The sequence below is a fragment of the Acidimicrobiales bacterium genome (assembly GCA_041394245.1).
Classification (GTDB): domain Bacteria; phylum Actinomycetota; class Acidimicrobiia; order Acidimicrobiales; family Aldehydirespiratoraceae; genus JAJRXC01.
The window spans coordinates 1893937-1909082 of record JAWKIR010000002.1; the positions used below are offsets into that span (position 1 = coordinate 1893937).

A 15146-nucleotide genomic window follows, 5' to 3' on the forward strand; every position below is an offset into this window, starting at 1 on the left:
GGATGGCCGTCACCGACACACCGGCAACCGCACCCAAGAAGGAACGCTGGTCGTACCAGTGGAAAGAGCTGTTCGACGAGGTGATCACCAGCGGGTTGTGCACCGGGTGTGCGGGCTGTGTCATCTCGTGCCCCCACGACGTGATCGGCTACGAGCACGAACCCGGCGCCTACAAGCCCTTCCACCTCGAAGAAGAACTCGGCCTCGACGACTGCACCCACGGACAGAAGGGCTGCACGTCGTGCACACGCGCCTGTCCCCGGTTCCGGGCCTGGGAGCCCGAGGCCGACCTCCATCTGTTCGGTCGAGAACGCGAGCCCGAGGAGATGGCGGGCATCTACTCCGACATCGTGCTGACACGCGCGACTGACGACTTCGTCTACGAGCTCGGGCAGGACGGCGGCCTCGTGTCGGCCATCCTCATCTGGTGCCTCGAGAACGACATCGTCGACGGCGCGCTCACCTCCGGTGTCGAGAACCTGCCCAACGGCGATCCGGGTTGGAAGGCCTTCCCGATGGTCGCGACCAACCGCGAGGAAGTGCTGCGGGGAGCCGGCAGTCGCTACACCTACTCGGCCAACACCATGGGCTTCGACGAAGCCAAGGACAAGGGTCTCGATCGCCTCGCCCTGGTGGGCATGAGCTGCCAGACCTCCGTCGCACCGGTCATGTGGCATCGCAAGATCGGCAAGGTCTCGAAGCCGATCAAGCTCAACATCGGTCTCCTCTGTTCGAAGTCGTTCGACGACTCGCTCTTCGACGAACTCTTCGAGGTCAAGTACGGCCTGAAGAAGGAAGACATCGCCAAGATGAACATCAAGGGCGTCTTCCAGATCTGGACCAAGGACGGCGGCTACCACGAGATCAACCTGAAGGAATGCCACGCCTGGACCCGCGAGGGGTGCCATCACTGCCCCGACTTCGCGGCCGAACACGCCGACATCTCGACGGGCGGCATCGGCGACGCGACCGACTGGACACTCACGATCGTGCGCACGGAACTGGGCCGGGCGATCATCGATGCGATGGTGAAGGACGGCGTCATCGAGACCCGGCCGGGCGATGACGACCCCGGCGCCATCGCCCTGCTGCACAAGCTCGCCCAGAAGAGCCGCGAACGCTGGCCCGACTGGGCCGCTCCGGCCGCCCGGGTGGGGATTACGCCGAAGGGCGGATGATCGGGAGTTCCACGGGTCCGCGCAGCACTGCGTGTTCCTTCCAGACCACTGCGTCGCTGTCGACGTCGTAGTCGCCGAACCGATCCAGGAACACCCGGAGTCCGATCCGCATCTGCATCCGGGCCAGTGCCGCACCGATGCAGTGATGGATGCCGTGACCGAACGAGATCGGCCGGGGGTCCTCGCGGTCGAGTCGGAGCTCGTCGGCGTCGGGCCAACGCCGCCGGTCGCGGTTGGCGGCACCGAGCATCACCGCGATGCGCTTTCCGGCCTTGATGGTCTGACCGCCCACCTCGAGATCCTCCCGGGCAGCGCGGGGGTCGACCTGCAACGGCGCGTCCCAGCGCAGGAGCTCCTCGACCGCGTTGGGCCAGAGCTCCGGGTTGTCGCGGATCAGTGCCCGCTGCTCGGGGAACCGGGCCAGCGCCACCATGCTGTTGCCGAGTGAGCCGCTCGTCGTCTCGTGGCCGGCGAACATCAGGAACATCGCCATCGCGATCGTCTCGAACCTCGTCAGCCGGTCGTCGTCGTTCTCCGCGGCGACGAGCGCCGAGATCAGATCGTCCTGTGGCGCCGAGCGACGGTCCTCGATGAGGTCGTCGAAGAACTGCACGCCCCGGTTGAGCATCGCGTCGACTTCCGCCGGATCGAAATCGGGGAACGGATCGAGATAGGTGATCAGCGCCTTCGACAACTCGACGGTGAACGGCCACCGCTGTTCGGGAATCCCGAGTAGCGCCGAGATGACATGGATCGGCAGGGGTGCGTTGTAGGCCGCGAAGAGGTCGGGTCGAGGGTCGTCCGCGACGCGGTCGAGGAGACCCTCGGCGATGCGCTCGACCTCGGGCTCGATGCGTGCCATCTGCCTCGGGGTGAACGCTCGGCTGACGAGGGCGCGGAGTCGGGTGTGGTCGGGCGGGTCGACGAAGAGGAGGAAGTGCCGGAAGAGTTCCTTCGAGTTCTCGCTCATCGCCGAATGGGGTTTGACCGCCAGCACCACTTCGCGCTGTGTCGAGACCTCGACCGCGGGCGACGACAGCACGTCGCGCGCCTCGTCGTAGCCGGTGACGAACCACTGCTGGAACCAGGAGCTCCAGACGACCGGACCGTCGGCGACGATGGGCTCGTAGGCCAGGTAGGGGTTCGCGGCCATCCCGTCGGCGAAGATGTTGCCCCACCGGGTGCGCCCGAACACCGCTTCGGTCAGACGCGGTCGCTTGATGATCGAGCGCACCACGGGAAGCGAGTACCGGTCGCTGGCCCGGACCCGCACCGCCGCGGCACCGGATCCGTCGGGAACTTCGAGTGACGCCATGGCGTCGAGCGTTCCACAACGCCCGACCGACGCCCCAGTCGAGGCAGCACGCCGGAGCGCCCGGGATAGGGTCGAGGTCATGGATCTCGAGTTCTGGGTCGACCCCATTTGACCGTGGTGCTGGGTGACGGCCCGTTGGGTCGTCGACGAAGTTGCCCCGGCCCGTGACCTCCGCATCACGTGGCAGCCGATCAGTCTCAAGCTGAAGAACCAGCCCGAGGAGGATTCGCCGTTCTTCGAACCCGTCGACCGCACCTACCGGCTGCTGCGGGTCATGGAGTCGGTCCGGGCGACGGAAGGCGACGACGCCGCGTTCCGGCTCTACTGGGAATACGGCCGCCGCATCCACCACGACCAGGCGCTCGACTTCGAGGTCGCCGACGCGCTCGAGGCGGCCGGTCTGCCCACGACGCACGCCGCCGCATACGACTCCGATGCGTTCGACGCGGAGATCCGGACCCGCCATGACGCCGGCATCGCACTGGCCGGCGACGACATCGGCACACCGATCATCGCGTTCGCCGATCGCAACGGCGTGAAGCAGGCCTACTTCGGCCCCGTCATCACCCGGGTCCCCGACACCGAGGACTCCCTCGCGATGTGGGATGCCCTCGTTGCGATGATGAACATCGACGGGTTCTGGGAGCTCAAGCGCACCCGCACCGAGCGTCCGGAGTTCGGCGACCGACCCTGACCGCCGGGCCGCCCGTCAGAGGATCGAGTCGAGCACGGTCAACGCACGGGCGACGTCGTTCGCGGTGTTGTAGTGCACCATCGACAGACGCACGACGCCGTCGTCGGGGTCGAGTCCGAGCGCGGTCACGAGCCGGTGGGCGTAGAAGTGGCCGTGCCCGCACGAGACCTCGGCCGCGATGAGCGCCCGATAGATCTCGGCCGAAGACCGCCGCTCGCTGGTGAACGCGATGGTCGGCGCACGAACCTTGCTGTCGGCGACCATCGACCCCACCACCCGCACCCCGTCGCGCGAGCCGAGCAACGCCAGCAACGGCTCCATCAGATCGGTCTCGTGCTCGGCGAAGAGCGCACTCACGGCGCGGATGCGCTCGACCGGCCCGGCGGCGTCGGAACCGGCGAAATGGTGGGCGTGGAGCGTGTCGTAGTAGTCGACGATGCCGGCCGTCGCACCGATGACGGCGTGGTCGGGGCCGGCGGGCGTCACCCGGGTGTCGAGATGCGTCTCGTTGAAGTAGTGCCCCTGATGCGCGAGTCGGGGTAGCAGCGATCGGCGCACGAACATCATGCCGACATGCGGACCGAAGGTCTTGTAGGCGCTGTAGACGTAGACATCGCAGTCGAGTGCCTCGACATCGACGCCTCCGTGGGGAGCGAACGACACCCCGTCGACGACGATCACTCCGCCCACTGCGTGGACCCGCGCGGCCACCTCCGCCACCGGGTTGACGGTCGCCGCGACGTTCGACGCGTGGGTCATGGCGACCAGCCGCGTCCGTTCGGTGATGAGTCCGTCGAGATCCGCCGGGTCGAGCAGGCCGGTCACGGGATCGACCTTCCACTCGCGGACAGTGATGCCGGTGGCTCCGAGTCGGCGCCATACTCCCGAGTTCGCCTCGTGGTCCTGTTCGGTCACCACGATCTCGTCGCCATCGACCCACATCGGACGCATGGCCTGGGCCAGCACATAGGTGTTCTGGCTCGTCGACGGTCCGAAGTGGATCTCGTCGGGGGCCGCGTTGAAGGTGGCCGCCATCAGCGAGCGTGCGCGCTCCATCGCAGCCGTGGCCGCCTTCGAGGGGCCGAAGTCCCACGACGGCTGCACCTTCGCCGTCGTGAACAAGGTCGTCAGCTGCTCGACGACCGGTCCCGCCGCGTAGCTTCCCCCGGCGTTCTCGAGATGCGCCCAACGAGCGGTGTCGGAATCGGCGAACGCCGGGAACTGGGCACGGGCAAAGTCCACATCGAGCGGCATCGCCCTGACGGTATCGGCTGGGTCAGCCCGGATGCAGGTCGGAAGAGCCGCCGCACGCGGCCGGCATCGTGATCAGGAGCCGAGGTGATCGGCGGCGCATCCGTCGAAGATCGCCCGGACGTTCGCGGGGATGGCGGTCGGCTCGTTGCCGAGGTCGCGGTTGACGGCGAGGAAGCCCTCGAAGTCGTCGTCGTACTCCTCGCGCAGCCCGGCGTAGGAGCACTCGCAGTAGGCGGCGAGACCGATCGAGTCGGTGTTGCCCTCGCCGGCCTCGGTGCACGCCCGCAGGAAGTTCTCCTCGATCTTGCCCGTCTCGTCGGCCGAGGCCCATGTGTCGGGGTCGCTGCTGGAGCTACAGCCGGTGACGACGAGCGCCAGGGCGATCAGACCCGCGACGGCGGCGGAACGGAGATTCTTTCGAGGTGCCATGCGAGGCCGAGGATATCGGCCCGCGATCAGGCAGCGGTGCCGAACAGCGTCGCGAGACGCCGATCGCCGGTCGCCCGGTAGACCGCCAGGTCGAAGACGTCGCCTCGGGGGGCATCGACCATCGGGCCGCTGACGGGCTTCAGCTGCAGGGCGGACAACAACGCCCGCGCGCCCGTCGGGTCGTAGCCGATCCGAATCTCGTCACCCGCGCCGGCCAACAGTGCTGCCTCGTCGGTGAGGTCGAGGATGTCGTGCGATGCCGTGGGAGTGCCGTGCATGGAGATCACTGTGGCCGCGCCGACCACGCCGGCCAAGGGCCGATCGGCCCATCGGGCTCGATTGGGTTCGCAGGGCCCAGACGATCGGCCGCAAAACCGGGCCGCGATACCCGCTCCTCCCGGCCGCGCCTGGGTCAACCGGCCCCCAACTCCCGGGCCCGGACGAAGATCGAGTCGAGCATCTCCTCGGTGAGGCGGCCCGTGAAGGTGTTCTGTTGGCTGACGTGATAGCTGCAGAGCAGGGTTCGTCCGTCGTCGAGTTCGACCTCGACCCCGTGGCCGAATGCCGGCCTCGGGCGCACGCCCAATTCCTGACAGGCAACCTGGTAGCCGAACCCGCCGAGCACGACGATCACCTTCACACGGGTGAGCGCATCGAGCTCACGGGCGAAGAACGGCCGGCAGGTGTCGCGCTCCGCGGTGGTCGGCTTGTTGGCCGGAGGAGCGCACTTGACCGGCGACGTGATCCACGCGCCGTCCAGCGAGAGGCCGTCGTCGAGGGCGACCGACTCGGGCTGCGAGGCATAGCCGGCGCGGAAGAGGGCGCGATAGAGCCAGTCGCCCGACCGGTCGCCCGTGAACATCCGGCCGGTCCGATTCGCGCCATGGGCTGCCGGCGCCAGACCGACGACGAGCAGGTGGGCATCTGGGTCACCGAAGCCCGGCACGGCTTTCGCCCAATAGGTCTGGTCTCGATAGGACGCCCGCTTCTCGTGCCCGATCTGCTCGCGCCATTCGACCAACCGGGGGCACGCCCGACACGCCACGACGTCGTTCTCGAGTCGAGCCAGCAGATGGCGGGGCTGATCAGGGTTTCCCACGGCGTGCAGGGTACGTTGGCGAGACGATGGCCCGACGAACCGAACCGCCGAAACCGACCCTCGTCCTGCTGGTCCGCCACGGCCAGACGCCGACCACCGGCGCCTCGCTGCCGGGTCGAGCGCCGAACCTCCACCTGGCCGACACGGGCATCGCTCAGGCCGAGGCGGCGGCGGCCCGCATCGGCGCGCTCGGTTCGGTCGCCGCGGTCTACGCCTCACCGATGGAACGCACCCGTGAAACCGCGGCACCGATCGCCCGGGCCCGCAAGCTCCGCGTCCGCCAGGCCAAAGGCCTGATCGAGTGTGACTTCGGCGAGTGGACGGGCAAGAAGCTGGCCGCGTTGCGAAAGCTCCCCGAATGGCGCACGGTCCAGCGCTACCCCAGTGGCTTCCGCTTTCCGGGCGGCGAATCCTTCGCCGAGATGCAGAGCCGCGCCGTCGATGCCGTCCACGACCTCGTGGCCGCCCACCCCGGCGAGACCATCGTGGCCGTGTCGCACGCCGATGTCATCAAGGCCGTCGTCGCGGCAGCCACCGGCACCCATCTCGACCTCTTCCAGCGGATCGTGGTGTCGCCCTGTTCGATCACCGCGATCCTCTACACGACCGAAGGCCCCGTCGTGCTGACCGTCAACTCGACGGGCGACGACCTGACCGGGCTGGCGCCGTCATGAGCGAGTCGTTCGACTTCCGAGAGCTCGACTTCCTCACCGTCGGCACCCTGGGCCCGAAGGGGCAGCGCGAGTTCTATCTGCAGGCCCGGGCCGACGGGCAGCTGGTGTCGTTCAAGGTCGAGAAGCAACAGGTCGCGGCGTTGGCCGACTATCTCGACCAGGTCCTCGACGATCTGCCCGACGCGGAGTTCGGCCCGGCCCCCGACGACCTCGGCCTTCGCGAGCCGGTCGTGTCGGCGTTCACGGTCGGTTCGCTCGGGATCGCCTACGCCCACGACATCGATCGCCTGATCGTGATGGCCGAGGCGGCACCCGAGACCGACGACGACGACGAGGACCTCGCCCAGGCCCGGTTCTCGCTGTCCCGGGCCCAGGTGTTCGGGCTGATCGAACGGGCCCGCGATCTGGTCGCTGCCGGCCGGCCGCCGTGCCCCTACTGCGGCCGGCCGCTCGAACCCCGCAATCGCGCCTGGTGTCCGTGTCTGAACTGAGCGCCGAGAGCCCCTTTCGAGATCGCGATCCGATTCCGACCGCGGTGGCGCTCGAACTCCTCCGGCGGGGAACACTCGAGACGGTGGGGCGGATGCCCTACTCGTCCAACGCGACGTTCCTGATGGACATCGAGCTCGACGGGTTGCAGGCCCAGGCGATCTACAAACCCCACCGCGGGGAACGGCCGCTGTGGGATTTCCCGTCGGGCCTGTACCAGCGAGAGGTCGCGGCGTTCCTGGTCGCCGACGACCTCGGCTGGGACCTGGTACCGCCGACCGTGGTGCGCCACGACGCCCCTCACGGGGTGGGCTCGGTCCAGCTCTTCATGCCCTGCGCCTTCGAGGAGCACTACTTCACGATCCACGAGCGCAGCGACGAGCACGACGACGCCTTCCGGCGCATCTGTGCGCTCGACATCGTGATCAACAACACCGACCGCAAGTCGGGCCATTGTCTGCTCGGCACCGACGGTCGGATCTGGGCGATCGATCACGGGATCGCATTCCATCAGCAGTTCAAGTTGCGCACCGTGCTGTGGGACTTCGCCGACGAACCGCTCCCCGACGACATCTCGGAGTCGTTGTGGCGCTTCCTCGATCGAGGACTTTGCGACGACATCGCCGAACTCCTGGACCCGTTCGAACGTGATGCGACACTCGCTCGCACCGCCGCGTTGGCGACGGCGGGCCGATTTCCCATCGATGAGTCGGGCGGCCACCGCTGGCCGTGGCCACTGGTCTGAGCCGCACGGCTCGTTCACTGTTCGTTCACCTCCCCGAAACCGCGAAGGGTGAGAATCGACATGTTTCGACCGCCCAAAGTGTTCAACAGGTGGGGATGAACCTGTGGACAACTCCCACCCGCGCCAACAATCCGGCCCGATCGCGAAGAAATTCGAGAAAATGTGCGAAATCGGCCCCGTTTCCCGGCACGGAAAAAATATCTGTGCTATGGTGGTCTTTAACACATCGCCTCACCGGACAACCCGGTCGAGGCGATTTCTCGTTTTGCCCCACGCGTCCTGCCCCCTGCGACGAAAATGCGAACGGCCCCGGGGCGAACCCCGGGGCCGTGCACCAACGATGTCGTGGTCGAGTCAGCTCTTGAGCGCCTCGATCAGCTTCGGCAGCACCTTGTGGACGTCGCCGACGATCCCGAGATCGGCGACGGCGAAGATCGGCGCCTCCGGATCCTTGTTGATCGCGATGATGTTCTTGGAGCCCTTCATGCCGACCAGGTGCTGCGTCGCTCCGGAGATACCGGCGGCGATGTAGACAGTGGGCTTGACGACCTTGCCGGTCTGCCCAACCTGGTACGAATACGGCACCCAGCCGGCGTCGACGATGGCACGGCTCGCACCGGCGGCTCCGCCGACGGCCTTGGCCAACTGCTCGATCATGGCGTAGGCGTCCTTCTCACCGAGACCGCGACCGCCGGAGACCACGATGGCCGCCTCGTCGAGCTTCGGGCCGTCGGACTCCTCGACGAAGCGATCGGTCACCGTGGCGCCACCCGTGGCACCGAGGTCGGGCACGTCGAGATCCTCGACATCGGCCTCGGCCCCACCGACGGACTCTGCCGCGAACGACTTCGGTCGTACGAGGAAGATGCCGGGCTTGCCCGAGGTGTTCTTGGTCTTCACGTCGACCGTGCCGCCGAAGATCGGCTCGTTGCCCAGCAGATCGTCGCCGTCGAGTTCGAGGCCGACGATGTTGGTGATCACCGGTGCATCGAGCTTCACCGACAGGCGAGCCGCCACGTCGCGGCCATCCTGGGAGGTGCCGAGCATGAAGGCATCGGGCGCGGTCACGTCGCCGCTCGCGATCGCAGCCGCAACGGCGGAGGCCACGGCCACGCCCTGCATTGCCCCGTCGAGATCGCCGGTCGCGTAGACCGTCTCGGCGCCGTGGTCGCCGAGCTCTTCGGCGTGGTCGTCGCCGTCACCCGCCATGAACACCTCGACGGTGTCGGCGAGCTCTCGGGCCTTGGCCAGCATTTCGAGGGTGATGGTGGCGACGGCATCGCCGTTGGCTTCACCGAACACCCAGATCTTGTCGAGTCCCATGTCAGCCTTCCTCAGAGAACCTTGAGCTCTTCGAGGAACGCCACGATGCGCTCGTGGGCATCGCCTTCGTCCTCGATCACTTCGCCGGCCTCACGGGCAGGAGCGTCGGCGACCGACACGATCTCCTGGCCGCCCCCGGCCCAACCAACAGAGCCGGCGTCGATGCCGAGATCACCACAGGTGAGCTCGTCGACGGGCTTGGACTTCGCCGCCATGATCCCCTTGAACGAGGGATAGCGGGGCTCGACCACCCCGGCCGTCACAGAGACGAGCGCGGGCAGCGGACACACGACATCGTCGTAACCCGCTTCGGTCTGACGCTGCACCTTGGCGCTGCCGGCATCGATCGCGACCGACTTGGCGAACGTCACCGACGGGAGACCGAGAAGCTCGGCCACCATCTCCGGGACCGTGCCCGTGTAGCCGTCGGACGACTCGGTCGCGGCGAGCACGAGATCGGGTTCCGAGCGGGCGATCGCCGCGGCCAGCACCTTTGCGGTGCCGAGCGCATCGGTGCCCTTGAGGGCCTCGTCGCTCACCAGGGTCGCGCTCTCGGCGCCCATCGCGAGCGCCGTGCGGAGACCGCCGACCTCGTTGTTCGGAGCCATCGAGACGAGGTGAACGGATCCTTCACCTGCGGCATCGACGAGCTGGAGGGCCATTTCGACCCCGTAACTGTCCGACTCGTCGAGGATCAGCTTGACATCCCGCTTGAGCGTCTTGCTCTCGGGGTCAAGTGCGCCAGGATCGGCCGGGTCCGGGATCTGCTTTACACAGACGACAACCTTCATAGCTGACGAGTCTGCCATCGACGCCACGGAATGCCTATGCCGGGGAACGAGATAGTTTGTGAGCCTTGCGGATCCTCTTCATCGTGAACTCGGTCGCCTCGTCGGTCACCGCCCGCCGTCGCGTCGTGATTCACAAGGCCCTGTCGGCGGATCACGATGTGACCCTCGCCGAGACCAGCCGGCGCGGCCACGCCACCCGACTCGCCCAGAGCGCGGCGAGGGAGAGCTACGACCTCGTCGTCGTGCTGGGCGGTGACGGCACGCTCAACGAGGCGGCCAACGGCCTCGCCGGTTCCGACACGGCGCTCGCCACCCTGCCCGGCGGATCGACCAATGTCTTCGCCCGCATCCTCGGCCTTCCCGACGACTCGGTCGACGCCGCCGGTGTCCTGCTCGACGCGATCGATGCCGGTTCGATCACCCGCATCGGACTCGGCGCGGTGGAGGGGCGGTACTTCCTGTTCCACTGCGGGATCGGGTTCGACGCCGCCGTGGTCGAGCAGGTGGAACGACGGGGTCCGTGGAAGCGCTGGGCCGGTCACCCGCTCTTCGTGTATTCCGCGGTCGACACCTGGCTGCGCCGAACCGATCGGAAGCATCCTCCCCTCCGGGTTCTCGATGCCCGCGGCAATCTCGTGACGACGGGGTTCTTCACGATCGTGATGAACGCCAACCCCTACACGTTCCTGGGCAATCGACCCTTCGATCTCGTCCCCGACCTGACCCTCGACGACCCGCTGGCCGTCGTCACCCTCGAGCAGATCCGGTTGCGCAGTCTCGGCCCCGTCGCCGCCGCCGCGATCGGTTTCGGCGACATCGCCAAGAAGCGGGACCTGTCCATCCGGACCGGTGTCCGCTCACTGGTGGTCGAGAGCGACCCACCGGCGCCGTACCAGGTCGACGGAGACCACCTCGGCGCCAGCAAGCGCCTGCGCTTCACCTGGACGCCCCAGCACCTCGCGTTGGTCGTTCCGACGGGCTGACGATCGCCCGGTCAGCCGATCGTGTCGACGACCCGGCGGCAGACGCCGGGCAGGTTGGTGCAGATGCCGTCGACGCCCATCTCGACCAGCGCAGCCATCCGGTCGGGATCGTCGACGGTCCAGACGTTGACGGCCAGCCCGGCGGCGTGGGCGCGGCGCACCATCGCGGCGTCGACCAGATTGTCGAACGGGTGGATGGCGGCCATCTCGTGGGCGACGGCCCGATCGACGACGCTCGCCGGGTCGGTCATCTGGAAGAAGAGCCACGCACACGGCAAGGAGGGGTCGACCCGGTGCATGCGGCCGACGCTGTCGATGTTGAACGACGAGATGATCGTCCGCTCCGGGCCGAGGTAGGCCTGGGCGAGACCGGCGACGGCGTCGACCACGGCGTGGTTCTCGTCGTAGTCGGGGTCGTCGGGGAGATTCTTGATCTCGATGTTGACGCCCATGCCGTCACACGCCTCGAGCGCCTCGGCCAGCGACGGGATGCCGTCGGGCATCTGGTCGAGGGTGAGGTCCGCGACCACGCGGCCGTCGGCGAGGTGCGCGTCGTGGTGCACCACCACCACACCGTCGGACGACAGGCGGGCGTCGAGTTCGACCCAGTCGGCCCCGAGCTCGCGTGCGAGCACGAAGGCCTCGATCGTGTTCTCGGGCGCAGCGTCGCTCGCCCCGCGATGGGCAATCACCTTGGTCACGGTGCCGAGTCTCGCAGACGCGCCCGGCGAACCGACGGTGGCGGACACATCTCGTCCAGCTCCCCGCAACACCGCCGTCACGAGAAAATAAGAACCCGTTTCAAAAAACCCTTGCGGGGAAGGAGAACCGGTTCCTATTATCAGGGCGGCCTCAAGGGACTGAGGCCATCACCGGCCGGGATCACGCCCGGACCACACACGACTTGGGGGACACGTGGCGCTGACCGCTGACGCATTCGAGACCGCAGCCGAATGGCAGAACAAGGCGGCGTGCCGAGACACCGATCCGGCACTCTTCTTCCCGGTCGGGACCACCGGAAGCGCCGTCGAGCAGATCGCATCGGCCAAGGAAGTCTGCCTCAGCTGCATGAGCCGGGACGCCTGCCTCGAGTTCGCCCTCGCCACCAACCAGGACACCGGCGTCTGGGGCGGAACCTCCGAAGAGGAGCGTCGGGTGATGCGCCGGCGCATGCGCGCCGCCGCCGGCCGCCGCTGAGCGGCATCACACCTAGCCGAGCGGCAAGCCCGACACGCCCCTCGGAACCCGGATGTCGACCACCGCCCCGTAGGGCGGCATCGAGCTGGCACGACCGAGGCTGATCGAGCCGCCGAGGTCATGGACGACGAACGTCCGCACGATCGTGAGGCCCAGCCGAGCATCGCGATCGAGGGCGAACCCCTCGGGAACGCCGGCGCCGTTGTCCTCGACCCTCATCACCAGCTCCTTGGCCGTCGACGAGAGACCGATGCCGATCTCGGGATGGCCGTGCCCTGCGTGGTCGATCGCGTTCTGCACGAGCTCCGTCAGCACCACGGCGAGGGGCATGGCGACATCGCCGCCGAGCTCGCCGAGACTCCCTTCGATGGTCACTCGTACCGGCCGCTCGACCGAGCCGAGCCCTTCCTCGACCATGCCGATGACGCGACGCACCACCGCGTCGAAATCGACGACGTCGGCGGTTTCGACCGACAGGGTCTCGTGGACGATGGCGATCGATCCGATCCGCCGCGCCGACTGCTCGACCGCGGCGCGCGCCTCGGCCGACTCGAGCCGCCGCGACTGCAGACGCAGCAACGACTGGATCGTCTGCAGGTTGTTCTTGACCCGATGGTGGATCTCGCGGATCGTCGCGTCCTTCGACACGAGCAGCTTGTCGCGGCTGCGCAACTCCGAGATGTCGCGCAACAACAGCACGGCGCCGCTCACCCGCCCGCCGTCGAGCAGGGGATGACAGCGTGCGATCACCGAGACCGCGTCGCCCCGCTCGAGTTCCTCGACGGTGCTGAGCCGGGACGAGAACGCCCGTCGAACGGCGCGATCGTCGGCACCGACACCGCCGAGGGTCTGACCGACGAGGATCGACACCACGCCGAGGCGGTGGAGGGCGGACGTCGCGTTCGGGGAGGCGTATTCGATGCGCTGTTCGCGATCGAGGATGACGACGCCGTCGCCCACACGCGGCTCGCGGAACTCCCCCACCCGCTCCGACCGCACGAGCGGGAACTCGCCGGCGGCGACCATCGACGCGAACCGCTCCCACACGTCGCGATAGCGGCGCTCGAGCGGGCTGGGCTGACGCAACAGTCGAGGATCGGACTCGCGGGCGAGGACCGCCACCGCACGATCACCGTGCAGCACCGGGATGTAGTCGACGGTGAGCCGATTGCCGATCCCACCGACGTTCTCCTCGACCAGCGGGTCATCACCGGCAGGAGCGACCGCCCGGTCCGGCCGCGGCACCAGACCCTCGGCCCGACGCTCGTCGGCCATCACCTTCTGGAGCAACGGTCGTTCGGTGCCCGAGACCTCGGTGCCCACCGGATCGGTCTGGTACACGGTGGCCCCCGTGACCGAACGAGTGTGGCCGAGCACCACGAACCGGGACCCGCCCGGGTCGATCGGGGCGTAGAGCAGCAGGTCCGAATAGGAGAGGTCGCTCAGCAGCGACCACGCGCTCACCAGTCGCTGAAGGTGGTCGATCGCCTCGTCGGAGAGCGATGTGCGCGCCCGGGCGAGATCGGCGAGCCCGGCCATGGCGTGCGCCGCCCTGCGGATCCGGCCGGATCAGCCGAAGCCGATGGGACCGGCGCTCTCCGGCCCGAGCTCGACGAAGGCGATCTTCGCCGAGGGCACACCGACCTCACCGCCCTTTTCGTCGGTGAGCCAGAGCGTGGCGGATTCCCCGTTGAGCGCGGCCTCGACCTCGGCCTTGATGGCCGCGCGATCGGCATCGCCAGGCAGCTTCACGCCGATCTCGCGGGGATGGTCGGTGACACCGATACGGACGTCCACAGCAGGGCTCTTTCTCTCGGATTCGGATCAGTTGATCTTGAGTTCGGGGTGGGTGCGCTTCGAAGGCTTCTGGGATTCGACCCACTCTGCCATCTGTGCGAACACGACAGACGCTTCGTTCTCCGGGTCGACCGCCATGATCGGTTGCCCCTGATCGGAGCCTTCGCGCATCGGGATGGTCATCGGCACCTGACCGATCATCTCGACCCCGAGCTTCTCGGCGAGATCGGCGCCGCCACCGGCACCGAAGAGGTAGTAGCGCGTGTCGTCGTCGCCGGTGAACCACGACATGTTCTCGATCACGCCCTTCACCTTGATGTTGACCTGATCGAACATGAACGCCGAGCGCTGGGCGACCCGCTGGGCCGCCGGGTTCGGGGTGGTGACGACATAGGCCTCGGCCGTCGGCAGGAACTGGGCGAGTGACAGCGAGATGTCGCCGGTGCCGGGCGGGAGGTCGACGATGAGGAAGTCGGGGTCGTCCCAGTAGACGTCGGTGAGGAACTGCTCGAGTGCCTTGTGGAGCATCGGACCGCGCCAGATGACCGGCTGGTCCTCCCGGGCGAAAAAGCCCATCGAGATGCATCGCACGCCGTGGGTCTCCGGCGGGATGATCATGTCGTCGATCACCGTCGGCGCATGGGTCACGCCGAGCATCCGCGGGATCGAGAATCCCCACACGTCGGCGTCGACGACCGCGACCTTGTGACCGCGTTGGGCCAGGGCGATGCCGAGATTGGCGGTGACGCTGGACTTGCCCACGCCACCCTTGCCGGACGCGATCAGCAGCGTGCGGGTCCGGTTGCCCGCCTGGGCGAACGGGATGGCTCGCCCCTCCGCGTGCCCATGGGCCTGTTGCGATCCCGCCGTGGCCGCGGGGTCGCCGTGGAGCATCTCGCGGATCCTGGCCCGCTGCTCGTCGGTCATGACCCCGAAGTCGATGGTGACCACGTTGACCCCGTCGAGCGCGGTGACGGCGTCGGTGACGCTGGTCTGGATCTCGTTGCGGAGCGGGCATCCCGCGATGGTCAGGTCGATGCCGATGTCGATGTGGCCGCCGTCGATCACGGTCGATCGGACCATTCCCAGATCGACGATGCTGCGGTGGAGTTCGGGGTCCTGCACGGGGCGCAGCGCCTCGATCACCTCGGCCTCTGTGACAGTCATGCCGGTACAAT

General features: G+C 67.8%; 18 protein-coding genes. 7 read left to right on the forward strand and 11 right to left on the reverse strand.

The window, feature by feature from the left end:
* Nucleotides 1–2 precede the first annotated feature (2 nt).
* Nucleotides 3–1178: a Coenzyme F420 hydrogenase/dehydrogenase, beta subunit C-terminal domain gene (locus R2707_09545; protein ID MEZ5245326.1), complete on the forward strand. Its 1176-nt coding sequence runs from the start codon at nucleotides 3–5 to the stop codon at nucleotides 1176–1178.
* On the opposite strand, the gene R2707_09550 is transcribed toward R2707_09545, so the two are convergent.
* Nucleotides 1159–2493, reverse strand: coding sequence for a cytochrome P450 (locus R2707_09550; GenBank protein MEZ5245327.1), 1335 nt, complete (start codon nucleotides 2491–2493; stop codon nucleotides 1159–1161). The two genes, R2707_09545 and R2707_09550, sit on opposite strands and share 20 nt — an antisense overlap.
* Before the next feature lie 124 nt (nucleotides 2494–2617).
* Between R2707_09550 and R2707_09555 the strand changes: the two genes are divergently transcribed.
* Complete coding sequence (locus R2707_09555; GenBank protein MEZ5245328.1) at nucleotides 2618–3187, forward strand: hypothetical protein; 570 nt, start codon at nucleotides 2618–2620, stop codon at nucleotides 3185–3187.
* Nucleotides 3188–3202: 15 nt separating this feature from the next.
* Here R2707_09555 and R2707_09560 read toward each other — a convergent pair whose 3' ends face one another.
* The 4 genes from R2707_09560 to R2707_09575 form a co-directional block, all read right to left on the reverse strand.
* A complete protein-coding gene (locus tag R2707_09560) occupies nucleotides 3203–4441 on the reverse strand; it encodes an aminotransferase class V-fold PLP-dependent enzyme (protein MEZ5245329.1) in 1239 nt (412 codons plus the stop codon).
* 72 nt (nucleotides 4442–4513) lie between these two features.
* On the reverse strand, nucleotides 4514–4870 hold the full coding sequence (locus R2707_09565; protein MEZ5245330.1) for a hypothetical protein: 357 nt from the start codon (nucleotides 4868–4870) through the stop codon (nucleotides 4514–4516).
* 26 nt (nucleotides 4871–4896) lie between these two features.
* Entirely contained in the window at nucleotides 4897–5148 is a 252-nt protein-coding gene (locus R2707_09570; GenBank protein MEZ5245331.1) for a hypothetical protein, read from the reverse strand.
* 134 nt (nucleotides 5149–5282) lie between these two features.
* Nucleotides 5283–5969, reverse strand: coding sequence for a uracil-DNA glycosylase (locus R2707_09575; protein ID MEZ5245332.1), 687 nt, complete (start codon nucleotides 5967–5969; stop codon nucleotides 5283–5285).
* Between the two features lie 26 nt (nucleotides 5970–5995).
* Here R2707_09575 and R2707_09580 point away from each other — a divergent pair, with 26 nt between their 5' ends.
* The 3 genes from R2707_09580 to R2707_09590 are packed head-to-tail and all read left to right on the forward strand — an operon-like array spanning nucleotide 5996 to nucleotide 7877.
* On the forward strand, nucleotides 5996–6643 hold the full coding sequence (locus R2707_09580; GenBank protein MEZ5245333.1) for an MSMEG_4193 family putative phosphomutase: 648 nt from the start codon (nucleotides 5996–5998) through the stop codon (nucleotides 6641–6643).
* Complete coding sequence (locus R2707_09585; protein MEZ5245334.1) at nucleotides 6640–7134, forward strand: DUF3090 family protein; 495 nt, start codon at nucleotides 6640–6642, stop codon at nucleotides 7132–7134. The genes R2707_09580 and R2707_09585 overlap by 4 nt, the downstream gene beginning before the upstream one ends.
* A complete protein-coding gene (locus R2707_09590) occupies nucleotides 7122–7877 on the forward strand; it encodes an SCO1664 family protein (GenBank protein MEZ5245335.1) in 756 nt (251 codons plus the stop codon). Before R2707_09585 ends, R2707_09590 begins: the two co-directional genes overlap by 13 nt.
* Before the next feature lie 354 nt (nucleotides 7878–8231).
* Here R2707_09590 and R2707_09595 read toward each other — a convergent pair whose 3' ends face one another.
* Both R2707_09595 and R2707_09600 read right to left on the reverse strand, forming a co-directional pair.
* Nucleotides 8232–9200 carry an electron transfer flavoprotein subunit alpha/FixB family protein gene (locus tag R2707_09595; GenBank protein MEZ5245336.1) on the reverse strand — a complete coding sequence of 323 codons (969 nt, stop codon included), beginning with the start codon at nucleotides 9198–9200 and terminating at the stop codon, nucleotides 8232–8234.
* An 11-nt stretch (nucleotides 9201–9211) separates the two neighbouring features.
* On the reverse strand, nucleotides 9212–9991 hold the full coding sequence (locus R2707_09600; GenBank protein ID MEZ5245337.1) for an electron transfer flavoprotein subunit beta/FixA family protein: 780 nt from the start codon (nucleotides 9989–9991) through the stop codon (nucleotides 9212–9214).
* Nucleotides 9992–10056: 65 nt separating this feature from the next.
* Between R2707_09600 and R2707_09605 the strand changes: the two genes are divergently transcribed.
* Nucleotides 10057–10974, forward strand: coding sequence for a diacylglycerol kinase family protein (locus R2707_09605; protein MEZ5245338.1), 918 nt, complete (start codon nucleotides 10057–10059; stop codon nucleotides 10972–10974).
* Nucleotides 10975–10985: 11 nt separating this feature from the next.
* Here R2707_09605 and R2707_09610 read toward each other — a convergent pair whose 3' ends face one another.
* Entirely contained in the window at nucleotides 10986–11675 is a 690-nt protein-coding gene (locus R2707_09610; protein ID MEZ5245339.1) for a glycerophosphodiester phosphodiesterase, read from the reverse strand.
* 214 nt (nucleotides 11676–11889) lie between these two features.
* Here R2707_09610 and R2707_09615 point away from each other — a divergent pair, with 214 nt between their 5' ends.
* Nucleotides 11890–12171 carry a WhiB family transcriptional regulator gene (locus tag R2707_09615; GenBank protein MEZ5245340.1) on the forward strand — a complete coding sequence of 94 codons (282 nt, stop codon included), beginning with the start codon at nucleotides 11890–11892 and terminating at the stop codon, nucleotides 12169–12171.
* 12 nt (nucleotides 12172–12183) lie between these two features.
* Here the strand turns inward: R2707_09615 and R2707_09620 are convergent, their stop codons facing one another.
* The 3 genes from R2707_09620 to R2707_09630 are packed head-to-tail and all read right to left on the reverse strand — an operon-like array spanning nucleotide 12184 to nucleotide 15135.
* The gene (locus R2707_09620) at nucleotides 12184–13710 is read right to left on the reverse strand and encodes a histidine kinase N-terminal domain-containing protein (GenBank protein MEZ5245341.1); all 1527 of its coding nucleotides are present in this window, start codon (nucleotides 13708–13710) and stop codon (nucleotides 12184–12186) included.
* A 30-nt stretch (nucleotides 13711–13740) separates the two neighbouring features.
* A complete protein-coding gene (locus R2707_09625; protein MEZ5245342.1) occupies nucleotides 13741–13968 on the reverse strand; it encodes a DUF3107 domain-containing protein in 228 nt (75 codons plus the stop codon).
* A 27-nt stretch (nucleotides 13969–13995) separates the two neighbouring features.
* A complete protein-coding gene (locus R2707_09630) occupies nucleotides 13996–15135 on the reverse strand; it encodes an Mrp/NBP35 family ATP-binding protein (protein ID MEZ5245343.1) in 1140 nt (379 codons plus the stop codon).
* Between the last annotated feature and the right edge of the window lie 11 nt (nucleotides 15136–15146).

Excerpts from the sequence above, each read along its gene's own strand:
- R2707_09545 (MEZ5245326.1), top strand. The coding sequence starts at position 3 with ATGGCCGTCACCGACACACCGGCAACCGCACCCAAGAAGGAACGCTGG.
- R2707_09550 (MEZ5245327.1), bottom strand. The coding sequence starts at position 2,493 with ATGGCGTCACTCGAAGTTCCCGACGGATCCGGTGCCGCGGCGGTGCGG.
- R2707_09560 (MEZ5245329.1), bottom strand. The coding sequence starts at position 4,441 with ATGCCGCTCGATGTGGACTTTGCCCGTGCCCAGTTCCCGGCGTTCGCC.
- R2707_09565 (MEZ5245330.1), bottom strand. The coding sequence starts at position 4,870 with ATGGCACCTCGAAAGAATCTCCGTTCCGCCGCCGTCGCGGGTCTGATC.
- R2707_09570 (MEZ5245331.1), bottom strand. The coding sequence starts at position 5,148 with ATGCACGGCACTCCCACGGCATCGCACGACATCCTCGACCTCACCGAC.
- R2707_09580 (MEZ5245333.1), top strand. The coding sequence starts at position 5,996 with ATGGCCCGACGAACCGAACCGCCGAAACCGACCCTCGTCCTGCTGGTC.
- R2707_09585 (MEZ5245334.1), top strand. The coding sequence starts at position 6,640 with ATGAGCGAGTCGTTCGACTTCCGAGAGCTCGACTTCCTCACCGTCGGC.
- R2707_09595 (MEZ5245336.1), bottom strand. The coding sequence starts at position 9,200 with ATGGGACTCGACAAGATCTGGGTGTTCGGTGAAGCCAACGGCGATGCC.
- R2707_09600 (MEZ5245337.1), bottom strand. The coding sequence starts at position 9,991 with ATGAAGGTTGTCGTCTGTGTAAAGCAGATCCCGGACCCGGCCGATCCT.
- R2707_09620 (MEZ5245341.1), bottom strand. The coding sequence starts at position 13,710 with ATGGCCGGGCTCGCCGATCTCGCCCGGGCGCGCACATCGCTCTCCGAC.
- R2707_09630 (MEZ5245343.1), bottom strand. The coding sequence starts at position 15,135 with ATGACTGTCACAGAGGCCGAGGTGATCGAGGCGCTGCGCCCCGTGCAG.